The sequence below is a fragment of the Micromonospora sp. NPDC051924 genome (assembly GCF_055586005.1).
In genome coordinates this window covers 39,368-65,595 of the sequence record NZ_JBVJJA010000027.1, presented here as the reverse complement: position 1 = coordinate 65,595, position 26,228 = coordinate 39,368, and the positions used below count along the sequence as shown (strand labels likewise).

Annotated in this window: 22 protein-coding genes; 12 read left to right on the top strand and 10 right to left on the bottom strand. The window is 75.2% G+C overall.

Annotation, left to right across the window (positions count from 1 at the left end):
- Positions 1-174: 174 nt before the first annotated feature.
- Together ACZ6S5_RS21490 and ACZ6S5_RS21485 are read left to right on the top strand one after the other, a co-directional pair.
- The gene (locus tag ACZ6S5_RS21490) at positions 175-846 is read left to right on the top strand and encodes a BON domain-containing protein (protein WP_466003001.1); all 672 of its coding nucleotides are present in this window, start codon (positions 175-177) and stop codon (positions 844-846) included.
- A 71-nt stretch (positions 847-917) separates the two neighbouring features.
- Positions 918-2,036, top strand: coding sequence for a glycosyltransferase family 4 protein (locus tag ACZ6S5_RS21485; protein ID WP_466002999.1), 1,119 nt, complete (start codon positions 918-920; stop codon positions 2,034-2,036).
- A gap of 4 nt (positions 2,037-2,040) precedes the next feature.
- Here the strand turns inward: ACZ6S5_RS21485 and ACZ6S5_RS21480 are convergent, their stop codons facing one another.
- The gene (locus tag ACZ6S5_RS21480; protein ID WP_466002997.1) at positions 2,041-3,435 is read right to left on the bottom strand and encodes a serine/threonine-protein kinase; all 1,395 of its coding nucleotides are present in this window, start codon (positions 3,433-3,435) and stop codon (positions 2,041-2,043) included.
- 177 nt (positions 3,436-3,612) lie between these two features.
- On the opposite strand from ACZ6S5_RS21480, the gene ACZ6S5_RS21475 reads away from it, so the two are divergent.
- The 6 genes from ACZ6S5_RS21475 to ACZ6S5_RS21450 all read left to right on the top strand — a co-directional run bounded on the left by ACZ6S5_RS21475 (position 3,613) and on the right by ACZ6S5_RS21450 (position 12,270).
- Positions 3,613-4,446 carry a patatin-like phospholipase family protein gene (locus ACZ6S5_RS21475; protein ID WP_466002995.1) on the top strand — a complete coding sequence of 278 codons (834 nt, stop codon included), beginning with the start codon at positions 3,613-3,615 and terminating at the stop codon, positions 4,444-4,446.
- Positions 4,446-5,468 (top strand): 1-acyl-sn-glycerol-3-phosphate acyltransferase, encoded by a 1,023-nt coding sequence (locus ACZ6S5_RS21470; RefSeq protein WP_466002993.1) that lies wholly within the window; start codon positions 4,446-4,448, stop codon positions 5,466-5,468. The genes ACZ6S5_RS21475 and ACZ6S5_RS21470 overlap by 1 nt, the downstream gene beginning before the upstream one ends.
- A 35-nt stretch (positions 5,469-5,503) precedes the next feature.
- A complete protein-coding gene (gene cutA, locus ACZ6S5_RS21465) occupies positions 5,504-5,824 on the top strand; it encodes a divalent-cation tolerance protein CutA (protein WP_466002991.1) in 321 nt (106 codons plus the stop codon).
- A 47-nt stretch (positions 5,825-5,871) separates the two neighbouring features.
- Complete coding sequence (locus ACZ6S5_RS21460; RefSeq protein WP_466002989.1) at positions 5,872-9,783, top strand: SCO7613 C-terminal domain-containing membrane protein; 3,912 nt, start codon at positions 5,872-5,874, stop codon at positions 9,781-9,783.
- A gap of 121 nt (positions 9,784-9,904) precedes the next feature.
- Positions 9,905-10,957, top strand: a complete 1,053-nt coding sequence (locus ACZ6S5_RS21455) for a fatty acid desaturase family protein (RefSeq protein ID WP_466002987.1) — start codon at positions 9,905-9,907, stop codon at positions 10,955-10,957.
- A gap of 164 nt (positions 10,958-11,121) precedes the next feature.
- The gene (locus tag ACZ6S5_RS21450; protein ID WP_466002985.1) at positions 11,122-12,270 is read left to right on the top strand and encodes an FHA domain-containing protein; all 1,149 of its coding nucleotides are present in this window, start codon (positions 11,122-11,124) and stop codon (positions 12,268-12,270) included.
- Between the two features lie 60 nt (positions 12,271-12,330).
- Here the strand turns inward: ACZ6S5_RS21450 and rocD are convergent, their stop codons facing one another.
- The 3 genes from rocD to ACZ6S5_RS21435 form a co-directional block, all read right to left on the bottom strand.
- The gene (gene rocD / locus ACZ6S5_RS21445) at positions 12,331-13,545 is read right to left on the bottom strand and encodes an ornithine--oxo-acid transaminase (protein WP_466003080.1); all 1,215 of its coding nucleotides are present in this window, start codon (positions 13,543-13,545) and stop codon (positions 12,331-12,333) included.
- Complete coding sequence (gene ddaH / locus ACZ6S5_RS21440; RefSeq protein ID WP_466003078.1) at positions 13,545-14,360, bottom strand: dimethylargininase; 816 nt, start codon at positions 14,358-14,360, stop codon at positions 13,545-13,547. The genes rocD and ddaH overlap by 1 nt, the downstream gene beginning before the upstream one ends.
- A gap of 544 nt (positions 14,361-14,904) precedes the next feature.
- Positions 14,905-15,576, bottom strand: coding sequence for a thrombospondin (locus tag ACZ6S5_RS21435; RefSeq protein WP_466002983.1), 672 nt, complete (start codon positions 15,574-15,576; stop codon positions 14,905-14,907).
- A 139-nt stretch (positions 15,577-15,715) separates the two neighbouring features.
- On the opposite strand from ACZ6S5_RS21435, the gene ACZ6S5_RS21430 reads away from it, so the two are divergent.
- Positions 15,716-16,525 (top strand): Fpg/Nei family DNA glycosylase, encoded by an 810-nt coding sequence (locus tag ACZ6S5_RS21430; protein WP_466002981.1) that lies wholly within the window; start codon positions 15,716-15,718, stop codon positions 16,523-16,525.
- A 12-nt stretch (positions 16,526-16,537) separates the two neighbouring features.
- Here ACZ6S5_RS21430 and ACZ6S5_RS21425 read toward each other — a convergent pair whose 3' ends face one another.
- Positions 16,538-17,377 (bottom strand): helix-turn-helix domain-containing protein, encoded by an 840-nt coding sequence (locus ACZ6S5_RS21425; RefSeq protein ID WP_466002979.1) that lies wholly within the window; start codon positions 17,375-17,377, stop codon positions 16,538-16,540.
- 114 nt (positions 17,378-17,491) lie between these two features.
- On the opposite strand from ACZ6S5_RS21425, the gene ACZ6S5_RS21420 reads away from it, so the two are divergent.
- Positions 17,492-18,085: an NADPH-dependent FMN reductase gene (locus ACZ6S5_RS21420; protein WP_466002977.1), complete on the top strand. Its 594-nt coding sequence runs from the start codon at positions 17,492-17,494 to the stop codon at positions 18,083-18,085.
- A gap of 41 nt (positions 18,086-18,126) precedes the next feature.
- On the opposite strand, the gene ACZ6S5_RS21415 is transcribed toward ACZ6S5_RS21420, so the two are convergent.
- Positions 18,127-18,996 carry an aminoglycoside phosphotransferase family protein gene (locus ACZ6S5_RS21415; RefSeq protein ID WP_466002975.1) on the bottom strand — a complete coding sequence of 290 codons (870 nt, stop codon included), beginning with the start codon at positions 18,994-18,996 and terminating at the stop codon, positions 18,127-18,129.
- Positions 18,997-19,085: 89 nt separating this feature from the next.
- Between ACZ6S5_RS21415 and ACZ6S5_RS21410 the strand changes: the two genes are divergently transcribed.
- Together ACZ6S5_RS21410 and ACZ6S5_RS21405 are read left to right on the top strand one after the other, a co-directional pair.
- Complete coding sequence (locus ACZ6S5_RS21410) at positions 19,086-19,601, top strand: SigE family RNA polymerase sigma factor (protein ID WP_466002974.1); 516 nt, start codon at positions 19,086-19,088, stop codon at positions 19,599-19,601.
- Positions 19,602-19,603: 2 nt separating this feature from the next.
- A complete protein-coding gene (locus ACZ6S5_RS21405; RefSeq protein WP_466002972.1) occupies positions 19,604-20,875 on the top strand; it encodes a hypothetical protein in 1,272 nt (423 codons plus the stop codon).
- Positions 20,876-20,917: 42 nt separating this feature from the next.
- Here the strand turns inward: ACZ6S5_RS21405 and ACZ6S5_RS21400 are convergent, their stop codons facing one another.
- The 4 genes from ACZ6S5_RS21400 to ACZ6S5_RS21385 form a co-directional block, all read right to left on the bottom strand.
- Positions 20,918-22,339: a WGR domain-containing protein gene (locus ACZ6S5_RS21400; protein ID WP_466002970.1), complete on the bottom strand. Its 1,422-nt coding sequence runs from the start codon at positions 22,337-22,339 to the stop codon at positions 20,918-20,920.
- 128 nt (positions 22,340-22,467) lie between these two features.
- On the bottom strand, positions 22,468-23,418 hold the full coding sequence (locus ACZ6S5_RS21395) for a hypothetical protein (RefSeq protein WP_466002968.1): 951 nt from the start codon (positions 23,416-23,418) through the stop codon (positions 22,468-22,470).
- 77 nt (positions 23,419-23,495) lie between these two features.
- The gene (locus tag ACZ6S5_RS21390; protein WP_466002966.1) at positions 23,496-24,878 is read right to left on the bottom strand and encodes an FAD-dependent oxidoreductase; all 1,383 of its coding nucleotides are present in this window, start codon (positions 24,876-24,878) and stop codon (positions 23,496-23,498) included.
- Between the two features lie 41 nt (positions 24,879-24,919).
- Positions 24,920-26,068, bottom strand: coding sequence for a carboxylate-amine ligase (locus ACZ6S5_RS21385; RefSeq protein ID WP_466002964.1), 1,149 nt, complete (start codon positions 26,066-26,068; stop codon positions 24,920-24,922).
- Positions 26,069-26,228 lie beyond the last annotated feature (160 nt).

Here is a 26,228-nt window from a genome sequence, read left to right as displayed (position 1 = left end):
CCGCCCCCAAACCCCCCCCCCCCATGCCGCCGCGGCCTCCCGCCCCCCCCCCCCCCCCCCCCCCCCCCCCCCCCCCCCCGCCCGTTTTTCGGCTCTCACCCGCTCCGGGTGAGCCCGGCTCACCCCGTCCGGCGGCACGCTCGACGCACCGGAAACCGCACGGGAGGGGACGTCATGACCACCACCGCCGCCGTCCGCACCGATCCGGAGATCCAGCGGGACGTGCTCGCCGAGCTGGACTGGGACGCGCAGACCCGGCCGGCCGAGATCGGCGTGACCGTCGCCGACGGCGTGGTGACGCTGACCGGCCAGGTGGACAGCTACGCCCGGCGCTGGGCGGCCGAGCGCTGCGCCCACCGGGTACGCGGGGTCCGCGCCGTCGCCAGCGACCTCGAGGTACGCCTGCCCGTCGCCGAGGAGCGCACCGACGCCGACATCGCCATCGCGGCCAGTCGGGCGCTGGAGTGGGACAGCTTCGTCCCCGCCGAGCGGCTGGACGTGACCGTCGCCGACGGTTGGGTGATGCTCCGCGGCGAGGTGGAGTACGGCTTCCAACGGCGTACCGCCGAGCGGGAGCTGCGCCGGCTGCGGGGCGTACGCGGGGTCACCAACCTGATCGAGGTGCGGCCGCCCACCCCACCCAGCGACGAGCAGAATCGCCGCGACCTGGCCCGGGTGCTGTTCCGGCGGACCGGCACGGAACGGATCGACGTCCAGGTCAGCGGCGACACCGTGGTACTCGGCGGGGTGGTCCGCTCGTGGTGGCAGCGGGAGGAGGCGGAACGGGCCGCCTGGACCACGCCCGGCGTACGCGAGGTGCACGACCGGATCGTCGTGACCGGCTGAGCAGGCGGGCCTCCGTTTACCGCCGGTCGGGCCGGGAATGCGCCGTTGATCACGTACGTCGGGGAGGACTCGTGGCCGTGAACCACCTGCCGTCGGACCGCTCGCGCGCCCGCCCGTTGCGGATCGCGATGGTGGCGCCGCCCTGGCTGTCGGTGCCGCCCCCCGGCTACGGCGGCCTGGAGCAGGTGGTGGCCGGCCTGGTGGACGCCCTGGTCGACCATGGCCACGCGGTGACCGTCTTCGGCGCGGGCCGGGACCACGGCACGGCCGCCGACTTCGTTTCCACCTGCGCCGACCTCCAGTACGAGCGGCTGGGCGAGTCGCTGCCCGAGTTGGCCCATCTGGCCCACGTCAACCGCCTGGTCGATCCCGCCGACTTCGACATCGTGCACGACCACACCACCATCGGCCCGATGGTCGCCGGCCGCCGGACCGTACCCACCGTGGCCACCGTGCACGGCAACCCGGTGGGGGAGTACGGCACGGTGCTGAGCAACACCGACCACGGCGTGGGTCTGGTCGCCATCTCGCACGCGCAGCGCCGGGCGAACCCGGACCTGCCCTGGGTCGGCACGGTGCACAACGCGATGCCGCTGCGCGACTTTCCGCGCAAGCGTGCCCCCGGCCGGGGCCCGGTGCTCTGGCTGGCCCGGTTCAGCCCGGACAAGGGCCCGGACCTGGCGATCCGGGCCTGCCGGGCGGCCGGCCTGCCGCTCACCCTCGCCGGCAAGTGCAACGAGCCGGCCGAACGCCGCTACCTCGCGCAGGTGGTCGAGCCGATGCTGGACGAGGACGTCACCCTCGTGCTGAACGCCGACCGGGAGGCGACCCTCCGGTTGCTGCTCGACGCCCGCTGCCTGATCATGCCGATCCAGTGGGAGGAGCCGTTCGGCATGGTGATGGTCGAGGCGATGGCGACCGGCACGCCGGTGGTCGCGCTGCGCCGGGGCGCCGTGCCGGAGCTGGTCCGGCCCGGGTTGACCGGGCTGGTCTGCGACCGGCCCGAGGAGCTGCCCGCGGCGCTGCGCCGGTCGTCCGACCTGGACCCGGCCGACTGCGTGGCCCACGTTGCGGAGAACTTCTCCGTGGAGCGGATGGCACTCGGTTACGAGTCGGTGTACCGGACCTTCCTGGCGGCCCGAGCCGCGTACGGGGGGGAGCGGCGGGCGATCCCGGTCGTCGCCCGCTGACCGGTCAGGCGCGGGCGCCGGCCAGGTCGGCCGCGGCCGCGTCGAGCTGGTGGGCGTACTCCGGGCTGATGCTGCCCTCCCGCTGCCGCTCGGCGATCTTGCCGCGGAGCCGGTCCACCGCGGCGGCCAGGTCGGCCGCCCCCGACGCGGCGGTCGCGTTGTGCAGCAGGTTGCGCAGGTCCACCCCGACGTCGCCGCGGATCTGGCCGGCGGCCAGCCCGGCCTCGATCAGGCCCTCCACCCGGTTGGCCGCCTCGACCAGGCGGACCGCGGGCGGCGGCGCGGGCGCACTGCCGGTCGTGCGGGCGGGCCGGCTGGGGCTCGGCGACGGGGGCTCGGACCAGGCGGTGCCCCGGGTCGGCGGCGCGGCGGAGGGGACGACCACCGGCCCGGTGGCCGGCAGCCCACCGGACGGCGGCTGCTCGTCCGGGATCAGGGCGGGCACCAGCAGCGCGGCCCCGGCGACCACCACCACACCGACCCCCACCAGCAGCGGTCGGCGACGGGTCGCCGGGCGACCGGCGCCGGCCGGGCCCGCGCCGACCGTCGTGGCGGCCTGCGGGTCGGCGGGCAGTAACTGGTCCCGCAGCGCCGCCGCCACCTGGTGCGCGGTGGGCCGCCGCCGTGGCTCGCGGGCCAGGCAGCGCAGGCAGATCTCCGCGACCGGCGCGGGCAGCCCGGGTACGTCCAGCGTGGGCGCCGACCTCTCGGCCGGCGCCGCGCTGAGCTGCTCCCAGGTGTCCGCCGGGTACGGCACCTGACCGGTCAGCGTCTCGAACAGCAGCACGCCCAGCGAATAGACGTCGGTGGCGGGCTGGGACGGCGTGCCGTCCAGCCGTTCCGGCGCCACGTACGCCGGGGTGCCGAAGGTGCCGCCGTCCTCGTCCTCGTCGGGCGCGCCGACCCGGGTGGCGATGCCGAAGTCGAGGACCTTCGCGCCGACCCGGGTCATCATCACGTTCGCCGGGGTGATGTCCCGGTGCACGATGCCCAGCCGGTGCGCGGCGGCCAGCGCCTCGGCCACCTGCGCGCCGATCTCCACCGCCTGCGGCCAGGGCAGCGGCCCCTCGGTGAGCCGGTGCTCCAGCTCCTCGCCGGCGAGCAGTTCAAGCACCACGAAGGAGGTGATGCTGCCGTCCGGCGCCACCGTCTCGCCGTAGTCGTGGACGGCGGTGACGTGCGGGTGGACCAGCTGGGCGGCGGACCGGGCCTCCTCGCGCACCATGTCCCGGAAGCGGGCGTCCGCGGCGAGCGACGGCGCGAGCACCTTCACCGCGACGATCCGGTCCAGCACCTCGTCGCGGGCACGCCAGATCACGGACATGCCACCGGCCCCGATCTGGTCGATGAGCCGGTACCTGCGGGCCAGCAGCCTGCCGCCGTGCAGTGACGCCTTCACCTCGCACCTGCCTGGGCTTGGGAGCGGTATCAGGTTGCGGGAATGTGTCCGACCTGTCAACGACTGTCCGGTCCATGGTCGGCCGGCTGTGCGCCGCCGGTCGCCCCGGGTGAGCACGGCCGCCGGCGGGACCGGCTCAACCGGGCCGCCTTCCGGCCGCGTGCCAGGATGAACGGCATGGCAGGTGGTCCGGTGGCGTTCGTGCTCGGTGGCGGCGGGGTGCTGGGCGCGGTCGAGGTGGGCATGCTGCGGGCCCTGTTCCGCGCCCGCATCCGGCCGGACATGGTGCTCGGCACCTCGATCGGCGCGGTCAACGGCGCCCTGGTCGCCGCCGACCCGACCGAGGCGGTCACCGACCGGCTGGTCCGGCTCTGGGCCTCCCCGGAGGCGAGCGAGGTGTATGGCGACTCCGTCGCCCGGCAGCTGCGCCGCTTCGCGGCCCGCACCCACCTGCACTCGCCCCGGCCGCTGCGCCGGCTGCTGGAGAACGAACTGGGCGAGGAAACCACCTTCGCCGACCTCAAGGTGCCGTTCCGCTGCTGCGCGGCGAACATCGAGCGGGCCGCCGAGCACTGGTTCCACAGCGGACCGCTGGTGCCGGCGGTGCTCGCCTCCGCCTCGGTCCCCGGCCTGCTGCCGCCCACCGAGATCGACGGCCAGCACTACATCGACGGCGGGGTGGTCAACTCGATCCCGGTGGGCGAGGCGGTCGCCGCCGGGGCGAAGCAGATCTTCGTCCTCCAGGTGGGGCGGATCGAACGCGAGCTGTCCCCGCCCCGGCGGCCCTGGGAGATCGCCCAGGTGGCCTTCGAGATCGCCCGGCGGCACCGGTTCGCCCGGGAGATGGCGGCCCTGCCGGAGGGGGTGGAGGTGCACGTGCTGCCCACCGGCGGCCCGGGGCCGCGCGAGGACAGCCCGTGGGCGTACCGCGACATGGCCGCGGTGGGGCGGCGGATCAGCCGCGCGTACACCGCCTCCCGCCGCTACCTGGACGCCCGGCAGGAGCGCTGATGCCGCTGCCACCGCGGTGGGTTCGCCGGTTGGTCGTCGCCCCCGGCGTGGTGCTGCTGGCCGTCGCGGTCCTGGTCACCCTGCCCGGCTGGGCGCTGCTGGCGCTGGCCGCCTCGCCGCTGGTGCCGGGGCGGCTCCGGCCGCTGCGGCTGCTCTGGATCGGCACGGTCTACCTGCTCTGGGACGCCGCCGCGCTGCTCGCCCTCTTCGCGCTCTGGCTGGCCTCGGGCTTCGGGAGGTACAAGCGCTCGCCGGCCTTCCAGCGGGCGCACTACCTGCTCGCCGGCCGCTTCCTGCGGGTGCTGTTCTGGCAGGCCCGCTGGACGCTGCGGCTGCGCATCGACGTGGTCGGCACCGACCCGGACACCGCGCTGCCCGGACGTCCCGAGCTGGTGCTCTGCCGGCATGCCGGCCCCGGTGACTCGTTCATCCTGATCCACGCGCTGGTGAACTGGTTCCACCGGGAGCCCCGGATCGTGCTCAAGGAGAGCCTGCAGTGGGACCCCGCGATCGACGTCCTGCTCAACCGGCTGCCCAACCGGTTCATCGCGCCGGGACCGGACGGCCGGGAGTCGGCGGTCCGGCAGATCGGGCACCTCGCCACCGATCTGGACGACGACGACGCGTTCGTGATCTTCCCGGAGGGCGGCAACTTCACCCCGAAACGGCGGCTGCGGGCCATCGCCCGGCTGCACGCGCTCGGCCTGGAACGGATGGCGCTGCGCGCCGAGCGGATGCAGCACGTGCTCGCCCCGCAGCCGGGCGGGCTGCTCGCCGCCCTGGACGCCGCCCCGGACGCCGGGGTGATCTTCGTGGCGCACACCGGGCTGGACCGCATGCTCACCGTCACCGACGTCTGGCGGGAGCTGCCGATGGACAAGCGGATCGTGATGCGCTTCTGGTCGGTGCCGCCGGAGGAGATCCCGGCCGGCAAGCAGCAGCGCATCGAGTGGCTCTTCGACTGGTGGGCGCGGATCGACCAGTGGATCGCCGCCAACCGCGACGGCGTCACCGCCGGTTGACCCACCCCGGCCGGCACGCCGCGTAGGGTGCGCTCGTGGAGCAGATCTGCGTGGTGACCACGGTGGTGGACGCCCGCCGGGTGGCGGACGTCCTCGCCGCCGCGGCCGTCGCCGGCCGTCTGGCGGCCTGTGCCCAGGTCGGCGGCCAGGTGGACAGCACCTACTGGTGGCGGTCCGCGATCGAGACCACCACCGAGTGGTCGGTGCAGTTCAAGACCGCGCCGGACCGGGTGGACGCCCTGGTCGACCAGCTCCGCGTCAACCACCCGTACGAGGTGCCGGAGATCCTGGTGACCCGGGTGGAGAGCGGCAACCCCGACTACGCGGCCTGGGTGCACGAGCAGACCAGACCCTAGGTACTCCTACTCTGTTCGCCCTTGCCCCCGGCCACGATGCTGGTCGGGTGGAGAACACCGGCTACCCCTGTCCCGGCTGCGGCGCCCCCGCCGATCTCGTCGCCGGTTGCCGTGGCTGCGGTCGACCGCCGTACCCGCCGGCCGCCGAGGTGATCCGGCTGGACCGGGAGATCGCCACGCTGGCGCCGCAGGTGGAGCAGGCCCGGGTGGCGTACCAGGAGCTGAACGCGCGGCTCGGCACGGCCGTGGTTCGCCGGGCGGAGCTCGGCGCCCGGATCCGGCGGGAGATCCCGTCCCCGGGCCCGGTCGTGCCGGCGCCGCAGCCCCAGCCTCGGCCCGTGCCGCCGCTGCCGGCCGTCGCCGAGCGGCCGGGCGGGGCGGAGACCTCGACCCGAGCGGTGCAGGGTCTCCTCTTCGTCCTCGGTGGACTGCTGCTCGGCACGGCGGCGGTGGTCTTCACCGCGGTCGCCTGGGCCGCGTTCGGGGTGGCGGGGCGGGCGCTGATCCTGCTCGCCTGCACCGCGCTCGCCCTGGCCGCGCCGCTGCTGGCCCGCCGGCGCGGGCTGCCCGGCACCGCCGAGACGTTCGCCGCGGTGGGGCTGCTGCTGGTGCTGCTCGACGGCTACGCGGCCTGGTCGGTGGACCTGTTCGGGGTGACCGGCTGGCCGGTGAGCCGGTACGCCGCGTTGGTCGGGGGGATCGGCGCGGCCGTGGCGGCCGGGTACGCGCGGCTGAGCCGGCTCACCGTGCCGTGGTTCGCCGCGTGGCTGACCGCGCAGCCGGTGCTGCCGTTGGCGGTGGCCGCGGCGGAGCCGTCCGCGGCCGGCTGGGCGGTGGTACTCGCCGGCGTGGCGCTGGGCGACCTCGTGGTGGTGGTCGTCCTGCGGAACCGGATCGCGTCGCGGGTGGGCGGCGCGGTCCGGGAGCGGACCGGGGTGCCGTCGCCCGTCGGCGGGGCCCCGGTCCGGGACGGGGTGACCGGCGGGGGGCCGGTCCATCCCGACCCGCGGTACGGGGAAGCGGTGGCCGGCGGGGGGCCGGCCGCCGCGCCGCCGCCCGCCGGCCCGTTCGCGCCGGTCGACCCGGCTGCGGTGCCGGCGGGTCCGGGTGCGATGCCCGCCGGTTCCGGTGTGGTGCCCACCGGCCGGGGCACCGGGTCCGCCGGTCCGGCCGCGCCGGCCGGGGCGACCGTGGCGGGCCGGCGCGCGGTGCCGGCGGCGCTGCTCGCCGGGCAGGTGCTCGGCTGGGTCGGCCACGCCGTCGCGCTGGCCGTCGCGGCCGGCTGCGCGCTGGTGCCGCTCGCCCTGGGGCGGGCGGCCGGCAGCCCGCTGCTGGCCGGCGGCCCGCTGCTGCTGGTGGCGCTCGTCCTGTTGGCCGGCGCGCTGGCGGCCGGCGGCCGCCAGCACCGCGTCGTCGCGGCCGGGCTGCTGGTGCCGGTGCTCGCCACCGCGCTGCTCCGACCGGTCGCCGAACTCCGGCCGGGACTGCTGCTGCTGGCCGCCGCGCTGGTGGCGGCCGGGCTGTCCGGGGCGGTGCGGGCGCTGCCGGAGCGGCTGCGTACCGGGCCGCGGGTGGGGACGCTCGCGATCACGGCCGGCCTGGGCCAGGTCGTGGTGTCCGGCGCCGCGTTCGTCGGCGGGGCCACCGCCCTCGCTTCCTACCCGGCCTGGTCGGGAGCCGAGCCCGTGCCGACCTGGTCGTGGGGCTGGCAACTCCTGGTGGCCGTCCCGCTCACCGCCGGAGCGGTGGCGCTGCACGTGCCCCGGGCCGGCTGGCCCGTCGTGGGCGCGGTCGGCGGCACGCTGGCCGTGCTGGCCGTACCGTCCGCCACGGTCACCCGGTGGCCGCTGGTGGTGGCGCTCGACCTGGTCGTGGCCGCCGCGTTGCTGCTCGCCGCCCTGTACCGGCCGGCCGGCGTCCGACGGCCCCAGCCCGGTGCGTCGGCCGCCGCGCCGCGACCCGGAGCCGTCGTCGTTCCCGCGCTCGCCGCCGCCGTGTTGTCCGGGCACGCCCTGCTGGTCGGCCGCGCCGGCCCGGCCGGAGCGGCGACCGCGCTCGCCGTCGTCGCCGCCCTCGGCGTGCTGGCGGCGGCCCTGAGCCGGCACGGCAGCGGCGCGCAGCCGGCCGTCGGGGGCGTGGCGCTCGCGGCGGCGCTGGTCGCCGTGCCGCAGGCGGTGGCGGTGGCCCTGCTCGGCTTCGGCGCGCCGTCCTGGTGGCAGCTCCGGGGCGCCGCCGCGGCCGTCGGGGTGCTGGTGGTCGCCGTCCTCGCGGTCCGTCGACACTGGCCCGACCTGCACGGGTACGCCTCCACCGGCTTCGCCGTCGTGGTCGCCGCGGTCGCGGCCACGCCACTGCTCCTGCCCGGCGGTGAACCGGTGTCGCTCTACGCCGCCTCGGGCGTGCTGCTGGCGCTGGCCGTCAGCGGGGGCACCCGGCCGACGGCTCCAGGTCGCCGCGCGGCGCCAGACGCGCCGAGCTGGAGTCGTCGCATGACGATCGCTCCGCGGGTGGTCGCCGCCGCGCTGGCCGCCCTCGCGCTGGCCGCCGCCGCTCCGGCCGCCCTCGGCGTGCTGGCGGAACTGCCGGTCCGCCCCTGGTCCGGGGTGCCCGCCGTCGGGCCCGTCCCGGGCGCGCTGCGCGCCGGGCTGGCGCTGCTGCTGCTCGGGGCCGCCGCCGCGGGGTACGCCCGGATCGCGCCGGCGCCAGGTCGCGGCGCGGCGTCGAGCTGGATTCGTTCGAGCGGCGGGTGGTGGCTGCCCGCGCTGGTCGCGTGGCCGTTCGGCGCGGTGGCGCTGCCGGTGCTGCTGGCGGCGGCCGGCGCGCCCTGGCCCGTGGTGCCGGCCGTGGTGTTCGGCACCGGGCTCGGCGCGCTGCTGGTCGCGGCGCTCGCCCCGCCGCGCCCGGCGCTGCTTCCGGTGACCCTGCCGCTGGGGGCGGTGCTGGTGCTGCCCGGGCTGGGCGGGCTCCTCGCCACCCGGGCCGGGACGCTCGTCGGGCTCGGGGCGCTGGTCGTCGCCGCGGCGGTCGTCGGGGTGTCCGGCCGGTGCGCCGGCACCCGGCTGACCGGCTGGCTGGCGGCCGTGGGGGCGATCACCGGCTTCGCGGTGACCGCCATGCTGGCCGCCGGTCAACCGGTGCGGACCGCCGGGTTCGCCGTTCTGGCGGTGGCGGCGCTGGTCCTGCACGGCGTACCGCTGCTGCGGCCGGCCGGTGCGATCCGTGCCGGCGGCGCGGAGGCGACGTCGCCGGCCGGGGCCGGGATGCCGGTCCGGCCGGCAGCGGCGGGGAGCCGGGCGGTCGGGACGGCGGCGCTGGAGGCGGCGGCCCAGGCGGTGGCGCTGCTGGCGTTGCTGCTCACCGGCGGCGCGCTCCGGCCCGCGGCAGCGGTCTGCGTGCTGTGGGGCGTGGTCGTCGCGGTACGGGTGCTCCGGCGGGGCGAGTCGCCGGCCGGACGCCGGGCCCTCGCCGCGGTGGCCGGTGGCAGCGAGTTGCTCGGCGGCTGGCTGCTGCTGGCGGCCGGCGGCGTGGCGGTGCTGGAGGCGTACACGGGGCCGGCGGCGGCGTTGGCCCTCGGCGCCGGGCTGGTGGCGCTGCGCAGCCGGCCCGGCCTGAACAGCTGGCTCGCGCTCGGCCCGGGGCTGGCGGCGGCGCTCCTGCCCAGCCTGGTGTCGGTGGTGGCGGCACCGGACCCGCAGCCGTGGCGTCGGCTGGCGCTCGGCGTGGTCGCGCTGGCCGTGGTGCTCGCCGGGGCGGCCCGGCGCTGGCAGGCGCCGGTCGTGCTGGGCGCGGCGGCTCTGGTGCCGCTCGCGCTGCACGAGCTGGCCCGGGGCTGGGACCTGCTGCCCCGGTGGATCTTCCTGGGGTTGGGCGGGCTGGCGTTGATCGGGCTCGCCGCCACCTACGAGCGGCGGCGGCGGGACCTGGCCCGGCTGCGCGCCCTGGTCGGCCGGATGGGGTAGGGCTAGCACCACCCGCGGTTGGGGGGTTGCCTGGATTACTGAGAGCGACCATTTCGGCCATACTCGGTGACGGAGAGTCGCGCCGTCGGCGCGATCCATGGAAACCGGGGAGCGGGATCGGATGACCTCATCGACGTTGACGGCACCACCGGCTCGGCGGGGCAGTGACTACGCGCGGCTGTCCCGCCGGGTCGCCGAGGCCGGGTTGTTCGCCCGCCGGCCGGGCTGGTACGCGGTCCGGATCGCGCTCACCCTGGGTGCCTACCTGGCCGGGTGGGCCCTGGTGGTGGCGGTCGGCGACTCCTGGTGGCAGCTGCCGTTGGCGGCCGGGATGGCGGTGGCCACCACCCAGGTGGCGTTCCTCGGGCACGACGCCGGGCACCGGCAGATGTTCCGTCGGCGCGGCCCGAGCGAGCTGGCCGGGCTGGTCGCCGGCAACCTCGCCGTCGGGCTCAGCTACGGCTGGTGGGTGGACAAGCACAACCGGCACCACGCCAACCCGAACCACACCGACGAGGACCCGGACGTCGGGGCCGGCGCGCTGGTCTGGACGTACGAGCAGGCGGTGGCGACCCGTGGGTTCGGCCGGTGGCTGGCCCAGCGGCAGGCGTGGCTCTTCTTCCCGCTGCTTCTGCTGGAGGGGCTGGCGCTGCACGTGGCCAGCGTCCAGGCGCTGGTCGGCCGGGAGCCGGACGGCCGGTGGCGCACCCCGGTGCGGCACCGCGCGGTGGAGGCACTGCTGCTCGTCGCGCACGCCGCCGGCTACCTCGGCCTGCTGTTCGCGGTGCTGTCGCCGGGCAAGGCGCTGCTTTTCGTCGCCGTCCACCAAGGGCTGTGGGGGCTCTACATGGGGTGTGCCTTCGCCCCCAACCACAAGGGCATGCCGATGCCGACCGGCGAGGACGACCTGGACTTTCTGCGCAAACAGGTGCTCACCTCGCGGAACGTGCGGGGCGGCCGGTTCGTGGACGGTGCGCTGGGCGGGCTGAATTACCAGATCGAGCACCACCTCTTCCCGAACATGCCCCGGATGAACCTGTGCCGGGCACGGCCGATCGTCCGGGCGTACTGCGCGGAACAGGGCATTCCGTACGCGGAGACCGGGCTGGTCGAGTCGTACCGGCAGGCGCTGGCACACCTGCACGAGGTGGGCCGCCCACTGCGGCGCCGGTGACCCGGCCCGCCGGTACGGCTTCCCGCCGTGCCGGACAACGGGCCTGACCGGCCCTGACGGTAGGGTCGTCGCATGGCAGACGTGCTCACCGCCGAGGCGGTGCGGGACGAGCCGGCCGGGTCGAGCCCGGCCCGGCGGATCGACGACATCGTCCGGAGCGCCCCATGAGATTCGAGATCAGCAAGGTGCTGGACGCCATCGAAGGCCGGGTCACCACCGACCCCTCGTTGGCCCGCGCCGTGGTCGACCTGGCCGAGGTGATCCGCTGGCAGGACCTGGACGGCGGGCGGCCGGCCAGCCTGCTGCGGCTCGGCATGGTGATCGACGCCCTCTCCCGCGAGCTGGGGGAGGACAGCGTCCCGGTCTACGCGATCGTGCACCGGGCGCTGCTCTCCGACGCGGACCTGACCTCCAACGAGCGGATGGTGGTCCGGCGCTGGGCCGACGACGGCCTGGTCGAGGTGCTGGACCAGCCCGGCGACCGGGTGCTCGAGGTGGCCGACCTGCTCGGCCTGCCGGTGCTCAGCCGGGTCCGGTTCGACGGGTTGCAGGGGCGCTACCCGTGGCTCGGGCAGGCGGGACGGGTGCTCGCCCCGGTGCCCGGCGCCGGCGGCCCGGTCTTCATCGCCCACGTCGGCGGCGGGCAGAGCCCGACCTCCGGCGGCCGGTCGCCGGTCGGCGCGAAGCTGCTGGCCCGGCAGTGGCGCTGCCCCGAGCCCGGGTGCGCCCTCTTCGGCGGTGGTGGGGGCGGGGGCGCCTTCGCCGACCTGGCCCGGGTGGATCGCGCCCCGGCCGGCCAGCCGCCACCGTCGCTGCGCAACGGCGTGCCGACGTGTCCCCGGCACGGCGCCCGGCTCGGCGACGCCGGGCCGCGCCCGCGTACGGAGGTGCTGGCGGTCCGGATCGGCGGGCTGGTGCGGCGGCGGTTCGTGCTCACCGAGACCCAGCCGGTGCTGGTCGGCCGGGCACCGGACCCGGCCGACGGTGTCGTGCTCGGCCAGTGGCTCAACGACGAGGCGCGGCGGTGGATCAGCCGCAGCCATGTCCGGTTCGAGTTGCGGGTCGGCGAGGTGATCGTGACCGACACCAGCACCAACGGCTCGGGTGTCCGGCCCGGCGGCTCGATGGCCGAGGCGGATCGGCTCGCGCTCGCCCCGCAGCAGTCCCGGGTGCTCGCCGAGGGCGACATCGTCGAGCTCTATCCCGGGGTGCAGGTCGGCCGGGCCGAGGCGCTGCCCAGCGACGCGAAGTTCAGCCCGACCTCGGTGATGGCCGAGGCGCCCACCATGGCGATGCGGCTGCCGCGTCCCTGACGCCGACGGCGAAGGGCGCCGGGACCGTCGTGGTCCCGGCGCCCTTCTTCGCGTACGGGGTCAGCCGGCCAGCACGGCGGCGAGTTGGGCCACCGCGTGGTCGATCTCCTCCTCGGTGATCACCAGCGGCGGGGCGAGCCGGATGGTCGAGCCGTGGGTGTCCTTGGCCAGGACGCCCCGCTCCATCAGCCGCTCGCAGGCCTGCCGGCCGGTCATCAGCGCCGGGTCGATGTCCAGCCCGGCCCAGAGGCCCCGGCCCCGGACGGCGACCAGGCCCTTGCCGATCAGGCCGCGCAGCCCGGCGTGCAGCCGCTCGCCCAGCTCGGCCGAGCGCCGCTGGAACTCGCCGGTGGCCAGCAGCCGGACCACCTCGGTGGCGACGGCACAGGCCAGCGGGTTGCCGCCGAAGGTCGAGCCGTGCTGGCCCGGCTTGAGCACGCCGAGCACGTCGGCGTTCGCGGCGACCGCGGAGACCGGCACGATGCCGCCGCCGAGCGCCTTGCCGAGCAGGTACATGTCCGGGACGACGCCCTCCAGGTCGCAGGCGAACGTCGCGCCGGTGCGGCCCAGGCCCGACTGGATCTCGTCGGCGATGAACAGCACGTTGCGCTCGGTGCAGACCTCGCGGACGCCCGGCAGGTAGCCCTCCGGTGGCACCACGACGCCCTGCTCGCCCTGGATCGGCTCGAGCAGCACGGCGACGGTGTTCTCGTCGATCGCGGCGGTGAGCGCGGCCAGATCGCCGTACGGGACGACCGTGAAGCCCGGGGTGTACGGCCCGAAGTCGGCGCGGGCGTCCTCATCGGTGGAGAAGCTGACGATGGTGGTGGTCCGGCCGTGGAAGTTCCCCTCGGCGACCACGATGTTGGCCTGGCCCGGGGTGACGCCCTTGACCTGGTAGCCCCACTTGCGGGCGACCTTGATGCCGGTCTCCACCGCCTCGGCGCCGGTGTTCATCGGCAGCACCAGGTCCTTGCCGCACAGCTCGGCCAGCTCCCGGCAGAAGTCGGCGAACTGGTCGTGGATGAAGGCGCGGCTGGTCAGGGTGAGCCGGTCGAGCTGCGCGTGCGCGGCCTCGATCAGCTTCGGGTGCCGGTGGCCGAAGTTCAGCGCCGAGTAGCCGGCCAGGCAGTCCAGGTAGCGGCGGCCGTCCACGTCGGTCAGCCAGGCACCCTCGGCGGACGAGATCACCACCGGCAGGGGGTGGTAGTTGTGCGCCGTGTGGCGCTCCGCCTCGCGGACCGCGGACGGCGTCCGCAGCATGTCGTCGACGATCACTTGACTGCCTTTCCCTGTCGGAGTCGCAACGTGCAGCACTTCGGTCCGCCGCCGGCCTTGCGCAGCTCGGACAGGTCGATCCCGATGGTCTCGTAGCCCCGGTCGCGCAGCTTGGCGGCCAGGTCGGTGGCCTGGGCCGGCAGCACCACGTGCCGCCCGTCGCTGACCGCGTTCAGCCCCAGCACCTCGGCGTCGGCCATGGTCGCGTGGATCGCGTCCGGGAAGAGCCGGCGCAGCACCGCCCGGCTGCCCGGCGAGAACGCCTCCGGCAGGTACGCCACGGTCCGCTCGTCGAGCACGGTGAGGGCGGTGTCCAAGTGGTAGAAGCGCGGGTCCACCAGCTGCATGGTGATCACCGGGTAGCCGAAGACCTCCTGGAGCTGGGCGTGCGAGGCGTGCGCGGTGCGGAACCCGGTGCCGGCCAGCAGGTGGTCGCCGACCAGCAGGACGTCGCCCTCACCCTCGTTGACGTGCTTCGGGTCGTACATCTCGAAGCCGGCGGCCTCGAACCAGGCCCGGTAGGCGGGGGCCTCGTCGGCGCGCTGCGGGTCGCGGAACTGCACCGCCATGGCCTTGCCGTCGATCACCGTGCCGCCGTTGGCGGCGAAGACCATGTCCGGCAGGCCGGCCACCGGGTCGATCAGCTCGACCTCATGGCCCAGGTCGACGTACGTCTGGCGGAGCTGCTCCCACTGCCGGATCGCCAGGTCGGCGTCGACCGGCGCGGTGGGGTCCATCCACGGATTGATTGCGTAGTCGACGGCGAAGTACGTCGGCCGGCACATCAGCAAGCGCTGGCGGATGGCGTCCATCGTCATGTCGTGCTCCCAGGGTCGGGCGCGCCCGGCCACCGTCGGCCCACGGGCTGGCGCCGTGGTCCAACGGTATGTGGCGCGGGCCGACGACATCCACCGCGAGAAGTTGCGTACGGCGTCGGATCGTTGCGTCTGGCCGACATCTCGCGGTGGATCGTTGCGTCTCCGGGTCAGGCCCGCTCAGCCCCGAGGTGCGTGTGCCGGTGCCGGCGCGTCCCGATCTCGTCCAGCACGGCGACCGCCAGGTCCGCGTACGTGATCCGGCTCGCGGCGTCGGCCGGCGCGAACCGGTAGCGGCCGGTGGGCGCTGACCCCGCTGGGGCGCAGCCTGCTCGGTCCGATGGAGGTCGCCTGCGCCTGAGCCCGGGAGCACTGGGAGGAACTGCTCGACGCGCGCGAGGGCGTCGTCGCGGAAAAGGCGTCCCCGGACACACTTCGGGGGCGGCGAACCGCCGCCCCCGAAAGAGGTGTTGCCCGGCCGGTGAACCACCAGAGCTGATCGGGCGGGCCGGAGCTCCGCCGGCGAGCCGGACAGTGCCCGTCAGAACCAGTTGGCAAACTGTGAGTCGAGCCACTCGCGGAACCGGCCCACCCACTGGCCGTCGGCGGTCGGCCAGTCGAACTGGCCGGTCATCGCCACGACGCCGAGCACCACGGCGGCCAGGCCGGCGACGATGCCGATCAGCGCATCGGTCTTGCCGGCGATGTGCCGGCGGCGGGTGGCCATCAGACCGAGCACGGAGAGCACCGCGCCGACCGCGCCGAGCCCGATGCCGTACCCGGCGAGGGTGCCGGTCAGCACGAACAGCGCGCCGGCCACCGAGACGATCAGGCCGAGGGTGGCCAGCAGGCTGGCCCGTGGCTTCGGGCCGACCGCCACCGGGGCGGTCCGGGAGTCCAGGTCGGGCCGCTCGACCGGCCGGTCCGGTCGGCCGTCCCGGTCCAGGTCCGTTGCCACCGGGCGGTCGGGCCGGCCGTCCCGGTCGAGGTCGACGGTGCGCTCCTCGGCCGGGTCCGGGGCGACCGCCGGGCCGGTGGGCGGGGCGGCGGTCGCGCCGCTGCGGTAGGTCGTCCGCTCCGCGTCGCGGCCGGTCACCACCGGTGTGCCGTCCACCCGGTCGGCGACGGTGCTGTCGTCGCGGGCGTCGACGACGCCGTCGCCGTTCACATCCGCACTGCGCGCCGGACCGTTCCGGCGAGACAAGATCTTCACTTCGACACCTCCTGATCAGGGCGCGGAGGCCGCGCATGACAATGAGGAGGTACCCCGTGCGGAGGAAGTCGACACCCGTCTACGGGTTCGTCCCGTTCCGGTCGGCGTCGTCGTGGTGGCCGGGGCTACCGTTGCCGGCGTGCCAGAGGGACACACGATCCACCGCCTGGCGGCCCGGCACGCCGAGCTCTTCGCCGGCGACAAGGTGCACGCCGCCAGCCCGCAGGGCCGCTTCGCCGAGGGCGCAGCCCGGCTCACCGGCACCGTCCTGGAGAGCACCGAGGCGTACGGAAAGCACCTGCTGCACCACTACGCCGGCGAGCTGACCCTGCACGTGCACCTCGGGCTCTACGGCAAGGTCACCGACGGTCCCGGCGAGCCGCCGCCCCCGGTCGGGCAGATCCGGCTGCGGCTGTCATCCGACCGGCACTGGCTGGACCTGCGCGGCCCCACCGCCTGCGAACTGCTCACCCCGCCCGAGGTCGCCGCGCTGCGCGACCGGCTCGGCCCGGACCCACTGCGCGCCGACGCCGACCCGGACCGGGCGTACGCGCGGATCCGGCGCAGCGCCACCCCGCTGGCCGCGCTGCTGCTGGACCAGTCGGTGGTCGCCGGCACCGGCCTGATCTTCGTGACCGAGGCGCTGTTCCGGGCCGGACTGCCGCCCACCCTGCCCGGCCGCGAGCTGACCCCGGCGGGCTGGCGGGAGCTTTGGGCCGACCTGGTCGCGCTGATGACCCTCGCGGTCGAGCGGGGGCGGATCGACACCGTACGGGAGATCCACCTGCCGGAGGCGATGGGCCGCGCGCCGCGGGTCGACCGGCACGGCGGCGAGGTGTACGTCTACCGCCGCCCCGACGCGCCGTGCCACGTCTGCGGCACCGGGGTCAGCCGGGGCGAGCTGGCCGGCCGCAACCTCTACTGGTGCGCCACCTGCCAGGCCGACTGACGCCGGTGGGCGTCAACTCGCCGCACGAAGGAGGCCGCGCGGCCGGCGCCGGAGCTGCTCGACGGCAGCCGCCGTCGCCTCGTCGGCGGGGAGGAGGACGACCAGCTGCTGGGCGTCGGTGCTCGACAGCTCCAGCTTCTCCCGGTGCCAGCGCAGCTCGGGCCCGGTGGGATGGTCCATCCGGAGCGGGACCTGCGGCGGGGGCAGGTGGTGGTGGAGCCGCCGGGTGAACTCCGGCCCGGCGACCGGGGCGAGTTCGGCCCTGAACCACTCGGCGGTCTCCGCGGACGGTCCGAGCCAGAGGTCGAAGGCCTGCTCGTCGGCCACCTGGTCCCACTCTGGGAGGAACCTGCGGGCACGCGGATCGGTGAACACGTAGCGGGTCAGGTTCGGCGACTCGGTGTCGAGCACCCCGAGTCCCCGCATGATCAGCTCGAACCCACCCGTGTACGCGAGCACGTCGCCGAGGCGGTTGGTGACGAACGCGGCCGCGGGCTCGAGAAGTCGGAGGGTCGCCAGCACCGTGGGCCGGACCTCACGGTTCGGCGGCGCCGGCCGCGGGTGCCCGGGGCAGGCCCCGCCGGTGATCTTCACGAGGTAGCGCAGGTGGTTGCGCTCCCTGGCGTCCAAGCTCAGGGCGTCGGCGAGCGCCTTCACCACGCCGGGCGACGGGTTGCGGTCGCGTCCCTGCTCGATGCGGGTGAGGTACTCGACGCTGATCCCGGCGCGGTCGGCCACGTCCGAGCGGCGCAGGCCGGGTGTGCGGCGCCGGCCGCGATCGGGCAGGCCGAAGGACTCCGGCTGGATGCTGTCGCGCTTGGCACGGACGAAATCCCCCAACGGCGTACCCATGAGTCCGGAGTCTAGGGCGGACGCGGGCGGCCTTGAATCTCGTAGCGTGGCCCTGCGAGGGCCAGCCTGCGCCCGGTCTGGTTGCGGCCGTCGCGGCGGCGGACCGTGGAGCGCATGAGCGAGAAGCACAAGTTGGCCATTGTCATCGGAAGCGTCCGCGAGGGCCGGTTCGGACCGGTCGTCGCCTCCTGGGTCGCCGAGCAGGCGCGCGAGCACGGCGGGTTCGAGGTCGACGTCGTCGACCTCGCCGAGGTCGAGGTCCCGCTGTCGTTGCCGGCACTCTCCCCGAAGTTCGCCGGCGACTCCTACCCGCGCCCGGAGGGGATGGCGTCGCTGACCGCCCGGCTGACGGATGCGGACGCCTTCATCCTGGTCACGCCGGAGTACAACCACAGCTACCCCGCCTCGCTGAAGGCCGCCATCGACTGGCACTTCACCCAGTGGACGGCCAAGCCGGTCGCCTTTGTCAGCTACGGCGGCGCTGCCGGTGGTCGCCATGCGGTCCTGCACCTGGAGAACGTCCTCACCGAACTGCACGCGGTGACCATCCGCGACGGCCTGGCCTTCGCGAACTACTTCACCGGCTGGGAGGATGGCCGGCCGCTGGACCCCCAGGCGCCCGGGTACGCCAAGACCCTGCTGGACCAGCTCGCCTGGTGGAGCGGGGCCCTGCGGGCGGCACGCGACGCGGCCCCGTACCCGGCCTGACCGGACCCGTGCACCGGTCCCCGGCCGTCGCCGGGGACCGGTCAGTCCGCGCCGAGCAGCCAGCGGACCACCTCGACCTGGTTCGGGAAGACCTGCCCCTCGCCGACGCTCCACGCCGTGCAGTGCACGATCGTCCAGCCCCGGACCCGCTCCCGGTCCAGGCCCAGCTCGGCGCTGATCCGGTCCAGCCGGTGCCGGACCGCCGCCGGCGAGTGCCCCAGCTCCATCCCGCGCACGATCGGCACCGGTCCGAACTCCCGCTCGCCGGTCAGCGGCTTCGGGTCGATCGCCAGCCATGGCTCCCGGGCCGCCCGGAGCACGTTGCCGGCGTGCAGGTCCTGGTTGACCAACACCTGCTCGCCCTGGCTCGGCGCCAGGTCGGCGAGCAACCCGAGCGCGGCGTCCAACAGCCGCCGCTCGTACGGCCGGTTGGCCGCCGCCCACTCGGCCGGGATCCGCTCCGCCCAGCGGGCCGCCTCCTCGGCCAGCGGGGTGAACCGCGGGCTGGCCGGCACGGCCAGCCGGGGCAGCAGCTCGACCATCGCGTCCAGCGCCACCTCGGGCGCGAGCTCGTACAGCGGGGTGCCGGGCACGCAGCGCTCGACCAGCAGCGCCCGCCGCTCCGCGTCGTGCGCCAGCAGCCGGACCGCGCCCCGGCCGGCCCAGTGGGCCAGCGCCGCCGCCTCGTCCCGGCTGTCGTCGTCCGGGTACTGCAGCTTCAGCACGGCCGGCGTGCCGTCCGGCAGCTCGACCGGCACGGCCAGCGAGGCGAACGCGTACCCGAACGGGGGTCCCACCACCCGGAGGTGCCACTGCGCGACGCACCCGGCCAGACGGTCCGGCAGCACCGCCCGCCAGGCCCGGCCCGCCGGGACCCGTTCCGTCCACCGCAGACTCTCGGGGATCTCCACCCGGTCATCCTCGCGGCTGCGCCTCGATCGCGTACAACCGATTCCGACGCGGTGCCGTCTGGAAGAGCGAACCCCACGGAGGTGGCCGGATGCCGGACGCATCGGACCAGGAATACGTCGAGTACGTCACCGCGCGCCTGCCCGCGCTGCGCCGGCTCGCGTACGCGCTCTGCGGCGACGCCGACCAGGCCGACGACCTGATGCAGGAGACCGCGACGCGGCTCTACCTGCGCTGGGCGCGGATCGGCGAGGTCGAGCAGCTCGACGCGTACGTCCGGACGGTGCTGGTCCGGCTGTTCCTGGACACCCGGCGGCGCGGCTGGTGGCGGGTGCACCTGTTCGGCGGGCCACCCGACGTGCGGTCCACCGAGGACCGGGGCGCCGAGGACCGGACCGTGCTGCGCGAGGCGCTGGCCAAGGTGCCGCCCCGCCAGCGGGCGGTGCTGGTGCTGCGGTTCCTGCACGACCTGCCGGTGGAGGAGGTGGCCCGCACGCTGGGCTGCTCGCCCGGCACGGTGAAGAGCCAGACCTCGCACGGGCTGGCCGCGATGCGACGACTGCTCGGGGACCGGGAGCTGGCCGGCCGGGCCGGAGAGGAGCGGTGACCATGACGACCGATGACGAACGCGTCGCCGACCTGCTGCGGCGACTGGACGACGAGCCGGCGGGCCCGCCCCGGATAGACCTGCCGGGGGCGATCCGGGAGGCCCGGCGGCGGCGACGCAACCGCCGGGTGGCGGCGGCCGGGGTGGCCGCGCTGGGCGTGCTGGTGGTGGCCGTGCTGCCCGGGATCCTGCACCGGAGTGACCGGGCGGCCCCGGGGCCGGCGGTGAGCCCGAGCCCGTCAATGCCGTCGCCGAGACCGCGGCCGACCGGCCCGTGGGAGGGGGTGTGCACGGCAGCGCTGCTGCCGGTGCCCGGCGGCGACAAACGGGGCGAGGTCACCGGCGGTGACCCGGACGGCCAATGGCTCGTCGGCCGCCGATCTCGGCAGGGCAGCCGCATGCCGGAGTTCGGCCTGCTGATCTGGGAGGGGGACCGGGTCCGGGAGGTCGAGTTGCCGGGCTCCATGCAGGAGTTGTCCGACGTCAACCGGTCCGGCTTGGCTGTCGGTTCGTCCTGGGATGGCGGTGGCGACGGGCCGCGGGCGTGGGCGGTGAGCGACGGCAAGATCATCAGCCTGCCCGAGGGGACCAACACGGGCGCGACGGCGGTCAACGACGGCGGCCGGATCGTCGGCTACCGGAACCAGCGGCCCCCGGGGGAACCGGGGGTTATTCAACGACCGGTGGTTTGGAACTCCTACCGGAGCCAGCCGGTCGACCTGCCGCTGCCCGGCCCGCAGTGGGAGGGAACGGCGATCGGCATCGACGAGGACGGCACCGTGCTGGCCAGCATGTCCGAGGGGCACCGGGGGCAGCCCAACCGCGCGGTGGTGTGGCGCCCAGGCGCCGCCCGGCCGGAGGTGCTGCCGTTGCCGCAGGTGCCGGGTGGGGAGGCCTACACGTTCCTGCCGCTGTCGTTGAGCCAGGGCTGGGTGACCGGCATCGCCGACCGCTACACCCAGCCGGGAATCCCCCGTAGCGGCTCGAACCTGTATCCGGTGCGGATCGACCTGCGGACCGGAAAGGCGGGCGTGCTGCCGGGCCAGCTCTTCAACGGGACCGGAAACGGTCGGGGCTGGATGGCCGGCTGGCTCTCCGGCGACGTCCCCGGCCTGCTCACCGACACGAAGTCGGTGAAGCTGCCCGTGCCGGACGGCTGGCGCGGCGAGAAGCGGGGCGGGGTGCGCAGTTTCAGCGACGACGGGCGGGTGCTCGGTGGGGAACTCCAGTTCGACAACCAGGGGGCCCGGCCGGTGCGCTGGACCTGCCGGTGACCGGTCCGGGGGCGGTCCCGCACCGCCCCCGGACCGGAGCTCTCAGCGGAGCCGGCGGATGTCGCCGTACGCCCGGTAGAAGCCGCCGCGGCCGGACTGCCGGACCTCGGTGACCAGGTAGCGCGCCCCCGGCTCGCGGATGCCCTTGGGGAACTGCACCGACCAGTCGCGGTGGTAGCCGTCGGAGAGGACGTGGATGCGCAGGCGGCCGCCCTGCTCGACGCACTGCACCACCACGCCGGACCGGTCGTCGGTGGTCACCTCCATCGAGGTCCAGGCGGCCGGCTCGGGCAGCCGGGCCGGCGCCTTGACGTCGACCACCTCGGGCACGCTGCCCGCCTCGGCGGCCCGGATCGCCGGCTCGCTGGCGTCGATGCAGGCCAGGTGGCCGCTGGTGGTGACCACGTAGAGCCGCTCCTGGTGGTACTGCATCGAGTACGCCGAGCCGCAGCCGGTGCCGAGCTTCCACAGCCGGTTGCCGGCCTCGTCGAAGCAGTAGATCGAGGACGCGCTGTCGCCGGCGAAGACGTACCGGCCGCCCTCGGCGGTGGCGCAGGAGAAGACCGCGGCGTCGCACCGGTACGTCCGCTCGGCCCGCCCGTCCTTGCGCAGCCGCACCACCTCGCGGGTGCCGGTGCCGGCGAACACGGTGTCCCGCTCCTGCCAGCCGAAGAGCACCGCACCGGTCCGGGTGTGCCACAGCTCCCGCCCGGTACGCCAGTCGTAGCCGGTGATCCCCTGCGAGTGGCCGTGGTAGAGCGCGTCGGTGTCGCAGCGCACCATCCAGGCGGACCGGCCCCGCCCCGGCCGGCGCCAGAGGAACTCGTCCTCGTGGTCGATCGCGGCGATGCCGCCCTCGCGGTCGGAGACGCCCAGCACCCCGTCGTGGATGTCCAGCCAGTAGATGTCGATGTCCGGGGCGATCGCATACGCCACCCGGGGCACCTTGCCGGACAGGTCGTAGACGTTGCCGTCGTCGCAGCCGGCGTAGATCCAGGCGTCGTCGGCGACGATGCACTTCACCCCGTCGGGGAGCCGGACCTGGTTGAGCACCCGGGCGTCGTGGTCCAACGTGGTGATCACCCCGTGCTCGTTGCCGACCATGCAGGTCTGCCCGTCGATGAAGATGCCGAACGCGGGCGCGCCCGAGTGGTAGCGCCAGAGGACCGGGGCAGTGCGGGCGGTGGAGCGGGTGCTGACGATCTGCCGGCGGGACACCGCCCGCTTCTGGCGTGCGCCGCGCACCGCCGGGGCGTACCCCTTGCGGACCTTCTCGCCGATCTTCTTCGCGGCGGCGGCCCGGGCGCGGGCGTTGTCCGGATAGCTGGAGGTCTTCACCTGGCCCTGGTCGCCGATCCGTCCGTATCGCACGGTCATTGCGGTGTCGTCCACCGCCACCTCGTAGAACTTGTGCGCACCACCGTCCACTTCGGACAGTTCGAGGTAGGTCGTCTCCTGCGACATGGGGATGCCTCCGAGGGAAAGTGCCGGACCCGGCAACGACAGCGCGCACACGCTAACCCCGCCCCCCGACAAAGAACTTCGGGTGCAGTTGTTGTCACCCCAGCGACAACAACTGCACCCACAGCGGCTCAGGGCTGCCAGCCGGCCGCCGTCAGAGCCGCGCGGAGTTGCGCCACCACGTCGGCGGGGCGGTGACGGACGTCGAAGGCGGTGAACCGGCGGATCCGGTCCCCCTCGATCCAGACCCGGTTCTGCCGGCGCAGGTCCGCCGCCCAGTTCCGGGCGTCCATGTGGTGCGCGCCGTCCACCTCGACGTGCAGCCGCCAGCGTCGCCAGTACGCGTCCAGATAGCGCGTCCGCCCGTCGGCGTCCCGGCGGCGTTCCTGGCCGTCCGGCACCGGCAGTCCGTGCCGCCGGCAGAGCCGGACCAGGTCGATCTCGGAGAGCGCCTCCGCACCGCCGGCCACGTCCCGCAGCGTCTCCCCGATCAGGGCGCGGCGACGGGCACGCGGCAGCCGGGCGAGCACGGCCCTGACCTCCGCCGGGGTCGCCCGCCGCTGCTGGCAGCCGGCCGCGAGGAGCTGCTGCGCCTCCTCATCGGTTCGCGCCCACTGCGCCGCATCCACCAGGGACCGGGCCATGCTGGTGCGGTCGGGTCGGCCGCGCTGCCGGTCGACGTCCGGTAGTTCGCGCACCCGGCGCACCCGTACCGCCGGCAGGCCCAGGGGCAGCCGGCGCAGCAGGTCGGCGGCGCGACGCTGGTGCGGGACGAGGACATCGACGGTCTCGCACCGCCACGTGCCGCGCAGCCCGCCGGCCTGGGCGGCGGCCAGCCCGGCGAGTACCGCTCCCTCACCTGCGGCCAGCACCGCGACCCACCACTGCTGGTCCCGGCTGAACGGACCATCCGGGGCCGCCCGCAGGAGCCCTCGGCACACCCGCTGCCAGCGCCCGCTGGCCAGCAGGTGCCGTACCTTCGCCGGGCTCAGCTCCGCCGTCGCCTGCGCCCAGGTCAGCACCCCCGACTGCGCGAACAGCAGCCACGCCAACCCCGACGCGTCGTCATCCGGCACCCGCATCCGGTCGATCCCAGCCGACTTCGGGTGCGTTTGTTGTCGCCCCAGCGACAACAACTGCACACGAAAGACGACAGGCGCTATCGGCGGCCGGTGCCGGCGAGGGCGTCGACGGCCTTGCGGGCCGCGAGCAGCACCGGATCCCAGACCGGGGCGTACGGCGGGGCGTAGCCGAGGTCCAGCGCGGTCATCTCGTCCACGGTCATGCCGTTCCACAACGCCACGGCGAGCGTGTCGATCCGCTTGGCCGCCTCCGACCAGCCGACGATCTGCGCCCCGAGCAGCCGGCCGCTGGGCCGCTCGGCGATCAGCTTGACGGTCATCGGCCGCGCGCCCGGGTAGTAGCCGGCCCGGTTGGTCGACTCGGCCAGCACCGCGACGAACTCGAAGCCGGCCGCGGTGGCGTCCCGCTCGCGCAGGCCGGTCCGCCCCACCTCCAGGTCGCAGACCTTGGTGACGGCGGTGCCGATGACGCCGGGGAAGGTGGCGTACCCGCCGCCGATGTTGATCCCGGCGACCCGGCCCTGCTTGTTGGCGTGGGTGCCGAGCGGGACGTGCACCGGCATGCCGCTGACCCGGTGCAGGGTCTCCACGCAGTCACCGGCCGCCCAGACGCCGGACACCCCGGGCACCCGCATCCGCCGGTCGCAGCGGACCCCGCCGGTCGGTCCGAGCGGCAGGCCGGCGGCCTTCGCGAGGGCGGTGTTCGGGCGTACCCCGAGCCCCAGCACCACGACGTCGGCCGGGATCGGCCCCTCGGTGGTGACCACCGCGGCGATCCGGCCGTCCCGCTCCTCGAGGCCGGTCACCCGCAGGCCGGTACGGATGCCGATGCCGACCCCCCGCATGGCGTCGGCGACCAGCTCGGCCATGTCCGGGTCCACGGTGGACATCGGCTGGTCGGCCTGCTCGACCAGGTTGACGGTGAGCCCGCGGGTGACCAGCGCCTCGGCCATCTCCACCCCGATGTAGCCGCCGCCGACCACCACCGCGTGCCGGGGCCGGGGGTCGCGTTCCAGCCAGTCGAGCAGCGCGCTGCCGTCGTCCAGGGTCTGCATGCCGAAGACCCCGGCGACGCCGCCGCGCGCCCAGTCGGGTTTCACCGGCACCGCGCCGGTCGCGTACACCAGGGTGTCGAAGCCCTCGCGGACCTCGCGGCCGCCGGCCAGGTCCCGCGCGACGACCTCGCGGCGGTCCAGGTCGATGGCGGTGACCTCGTGCCGCAGCCGGACGTCGATGTCGAACTTCTCCCGGAAGGTCCCCGGGTCGCGGGCGATGAGCTGGTCGCGGTCCGGCACCACACCGCTGATCCAGAACGGGATGCCGCAGGCCGAGTAGGAGGTGAAGTGCCCCCGCTCGAAGGCGACGATCTCCAGGTCGTCCCGGTCCCGGCGGCGCCGGGCCTGGGACGCCGCCGCCATCCCGGCCGCGTCCCCGCCGACGACGATCAGCCGCTCCGCCACGAGCCCCATCCTGTCACGCCCGGGGCCGGCCGCGGGCGCGGTCAGCCTCGGGTCTGCCGGGCCACGTCGGTCACCACGTCCACCAGCCGGCCGGTACGCGCGAACACCGCCCGCTGCCGCGCCGCGCCGCTGCCGTGCCGGCGCAGCCCGCCCAGCAGGTCGGTCACCTGGTCGAGGTCGCCGTGCCGGGTCAGCTCGGGGCGGACCCGGTCGACCAACCGGTCCAGCAGCTCCCAGACCGGGCGCAGCTCGCCGTCGGTCAGGTCGACGCCCTCGCCCTCCAGCCCGTCGTGCGCGGCCCGCCAGTGCGCGGCGACCAGCAGGTGGTGGTCGGTGTTGATGGCCGGGCGCCCGTCGGCGATCTCCGTGATCGCGGTCGCCACCAGGGCCCGGACCAGGGCCGCGACCAGCACCGCGTCGTCCACCGACGGGCAGACGTCGCCGATCCGGATCTCCACGGTCGGGTACTTCGCGGAGAGCCGGGCGTACCAGTAGAGCATCCCCTCGTCGAGCATCACCCCGCTGGCGATGAGCTGCCGGATCAACCGTTCGTAGTGCTCGTGCGAATCCAGGTAGGGGGTGGGCGCCACCGACGGCCAGCGTTCCCACTCGACCGAGCGCCAGCTCGCGTAGCCCGTGTCCGCGCCCTTGGCGAATGGGGAGTTGGCGGTCACCGCGTGCAGGATCGGCAGCCAGGGACGGACGTGGTTGAGCACCCGCACGCCCATCTCCGGGTCGGGGATGCCGACGTGCACGTGCATGCCGTTGTTGCCGGGGCCGGGCACGAGCAGCCGGAACCGCTCGATCATCCGGTCGAAGCGGGGCTTGTCCACCACCGGCGGCACCGGCCCGTCCACCGGCCCGGTGCCGATCGCCAGCAGCCGTACGCCGGCCCGCTCGGCGGCGTCGGCCAGCTCGGCGCGGAGCATCCCCAGCGAGTGCCGGATCGAGGTCAGCTCCAGCCCGGGCGGGCTGCCGATCTCGATCTGGCTGGTCTGGAACTCGCGTTCCACCTGGCCGCGCAGCTCCGCCGGCACCTGCTCCATGACCAGGTCGACCGCCGGCACGGCCGCCCCGGTGTGCGGGTCGACCAACAGGAACTCCTCCTCGACGCCGACCGTCAGCAGGTCGGTGCCGCCCGGTGCGGCGCTCCGTTCCCGTTCGGCCACTGACCCGCTCATCGCCATCACCGTCCGCTTCCTGCCTCGCGGCGCCGTGCCGCGCCGCGTCGACAGACTGTTACCCACCGTGTCCGTTGGGGGAAACGCCGGCCTGCGGGTCCGACCCGGACGGGGGACGTCCGCGCCCAGGTTTCTCTCAGCGACTTCACGGGCACGACGCGGGTTCCGG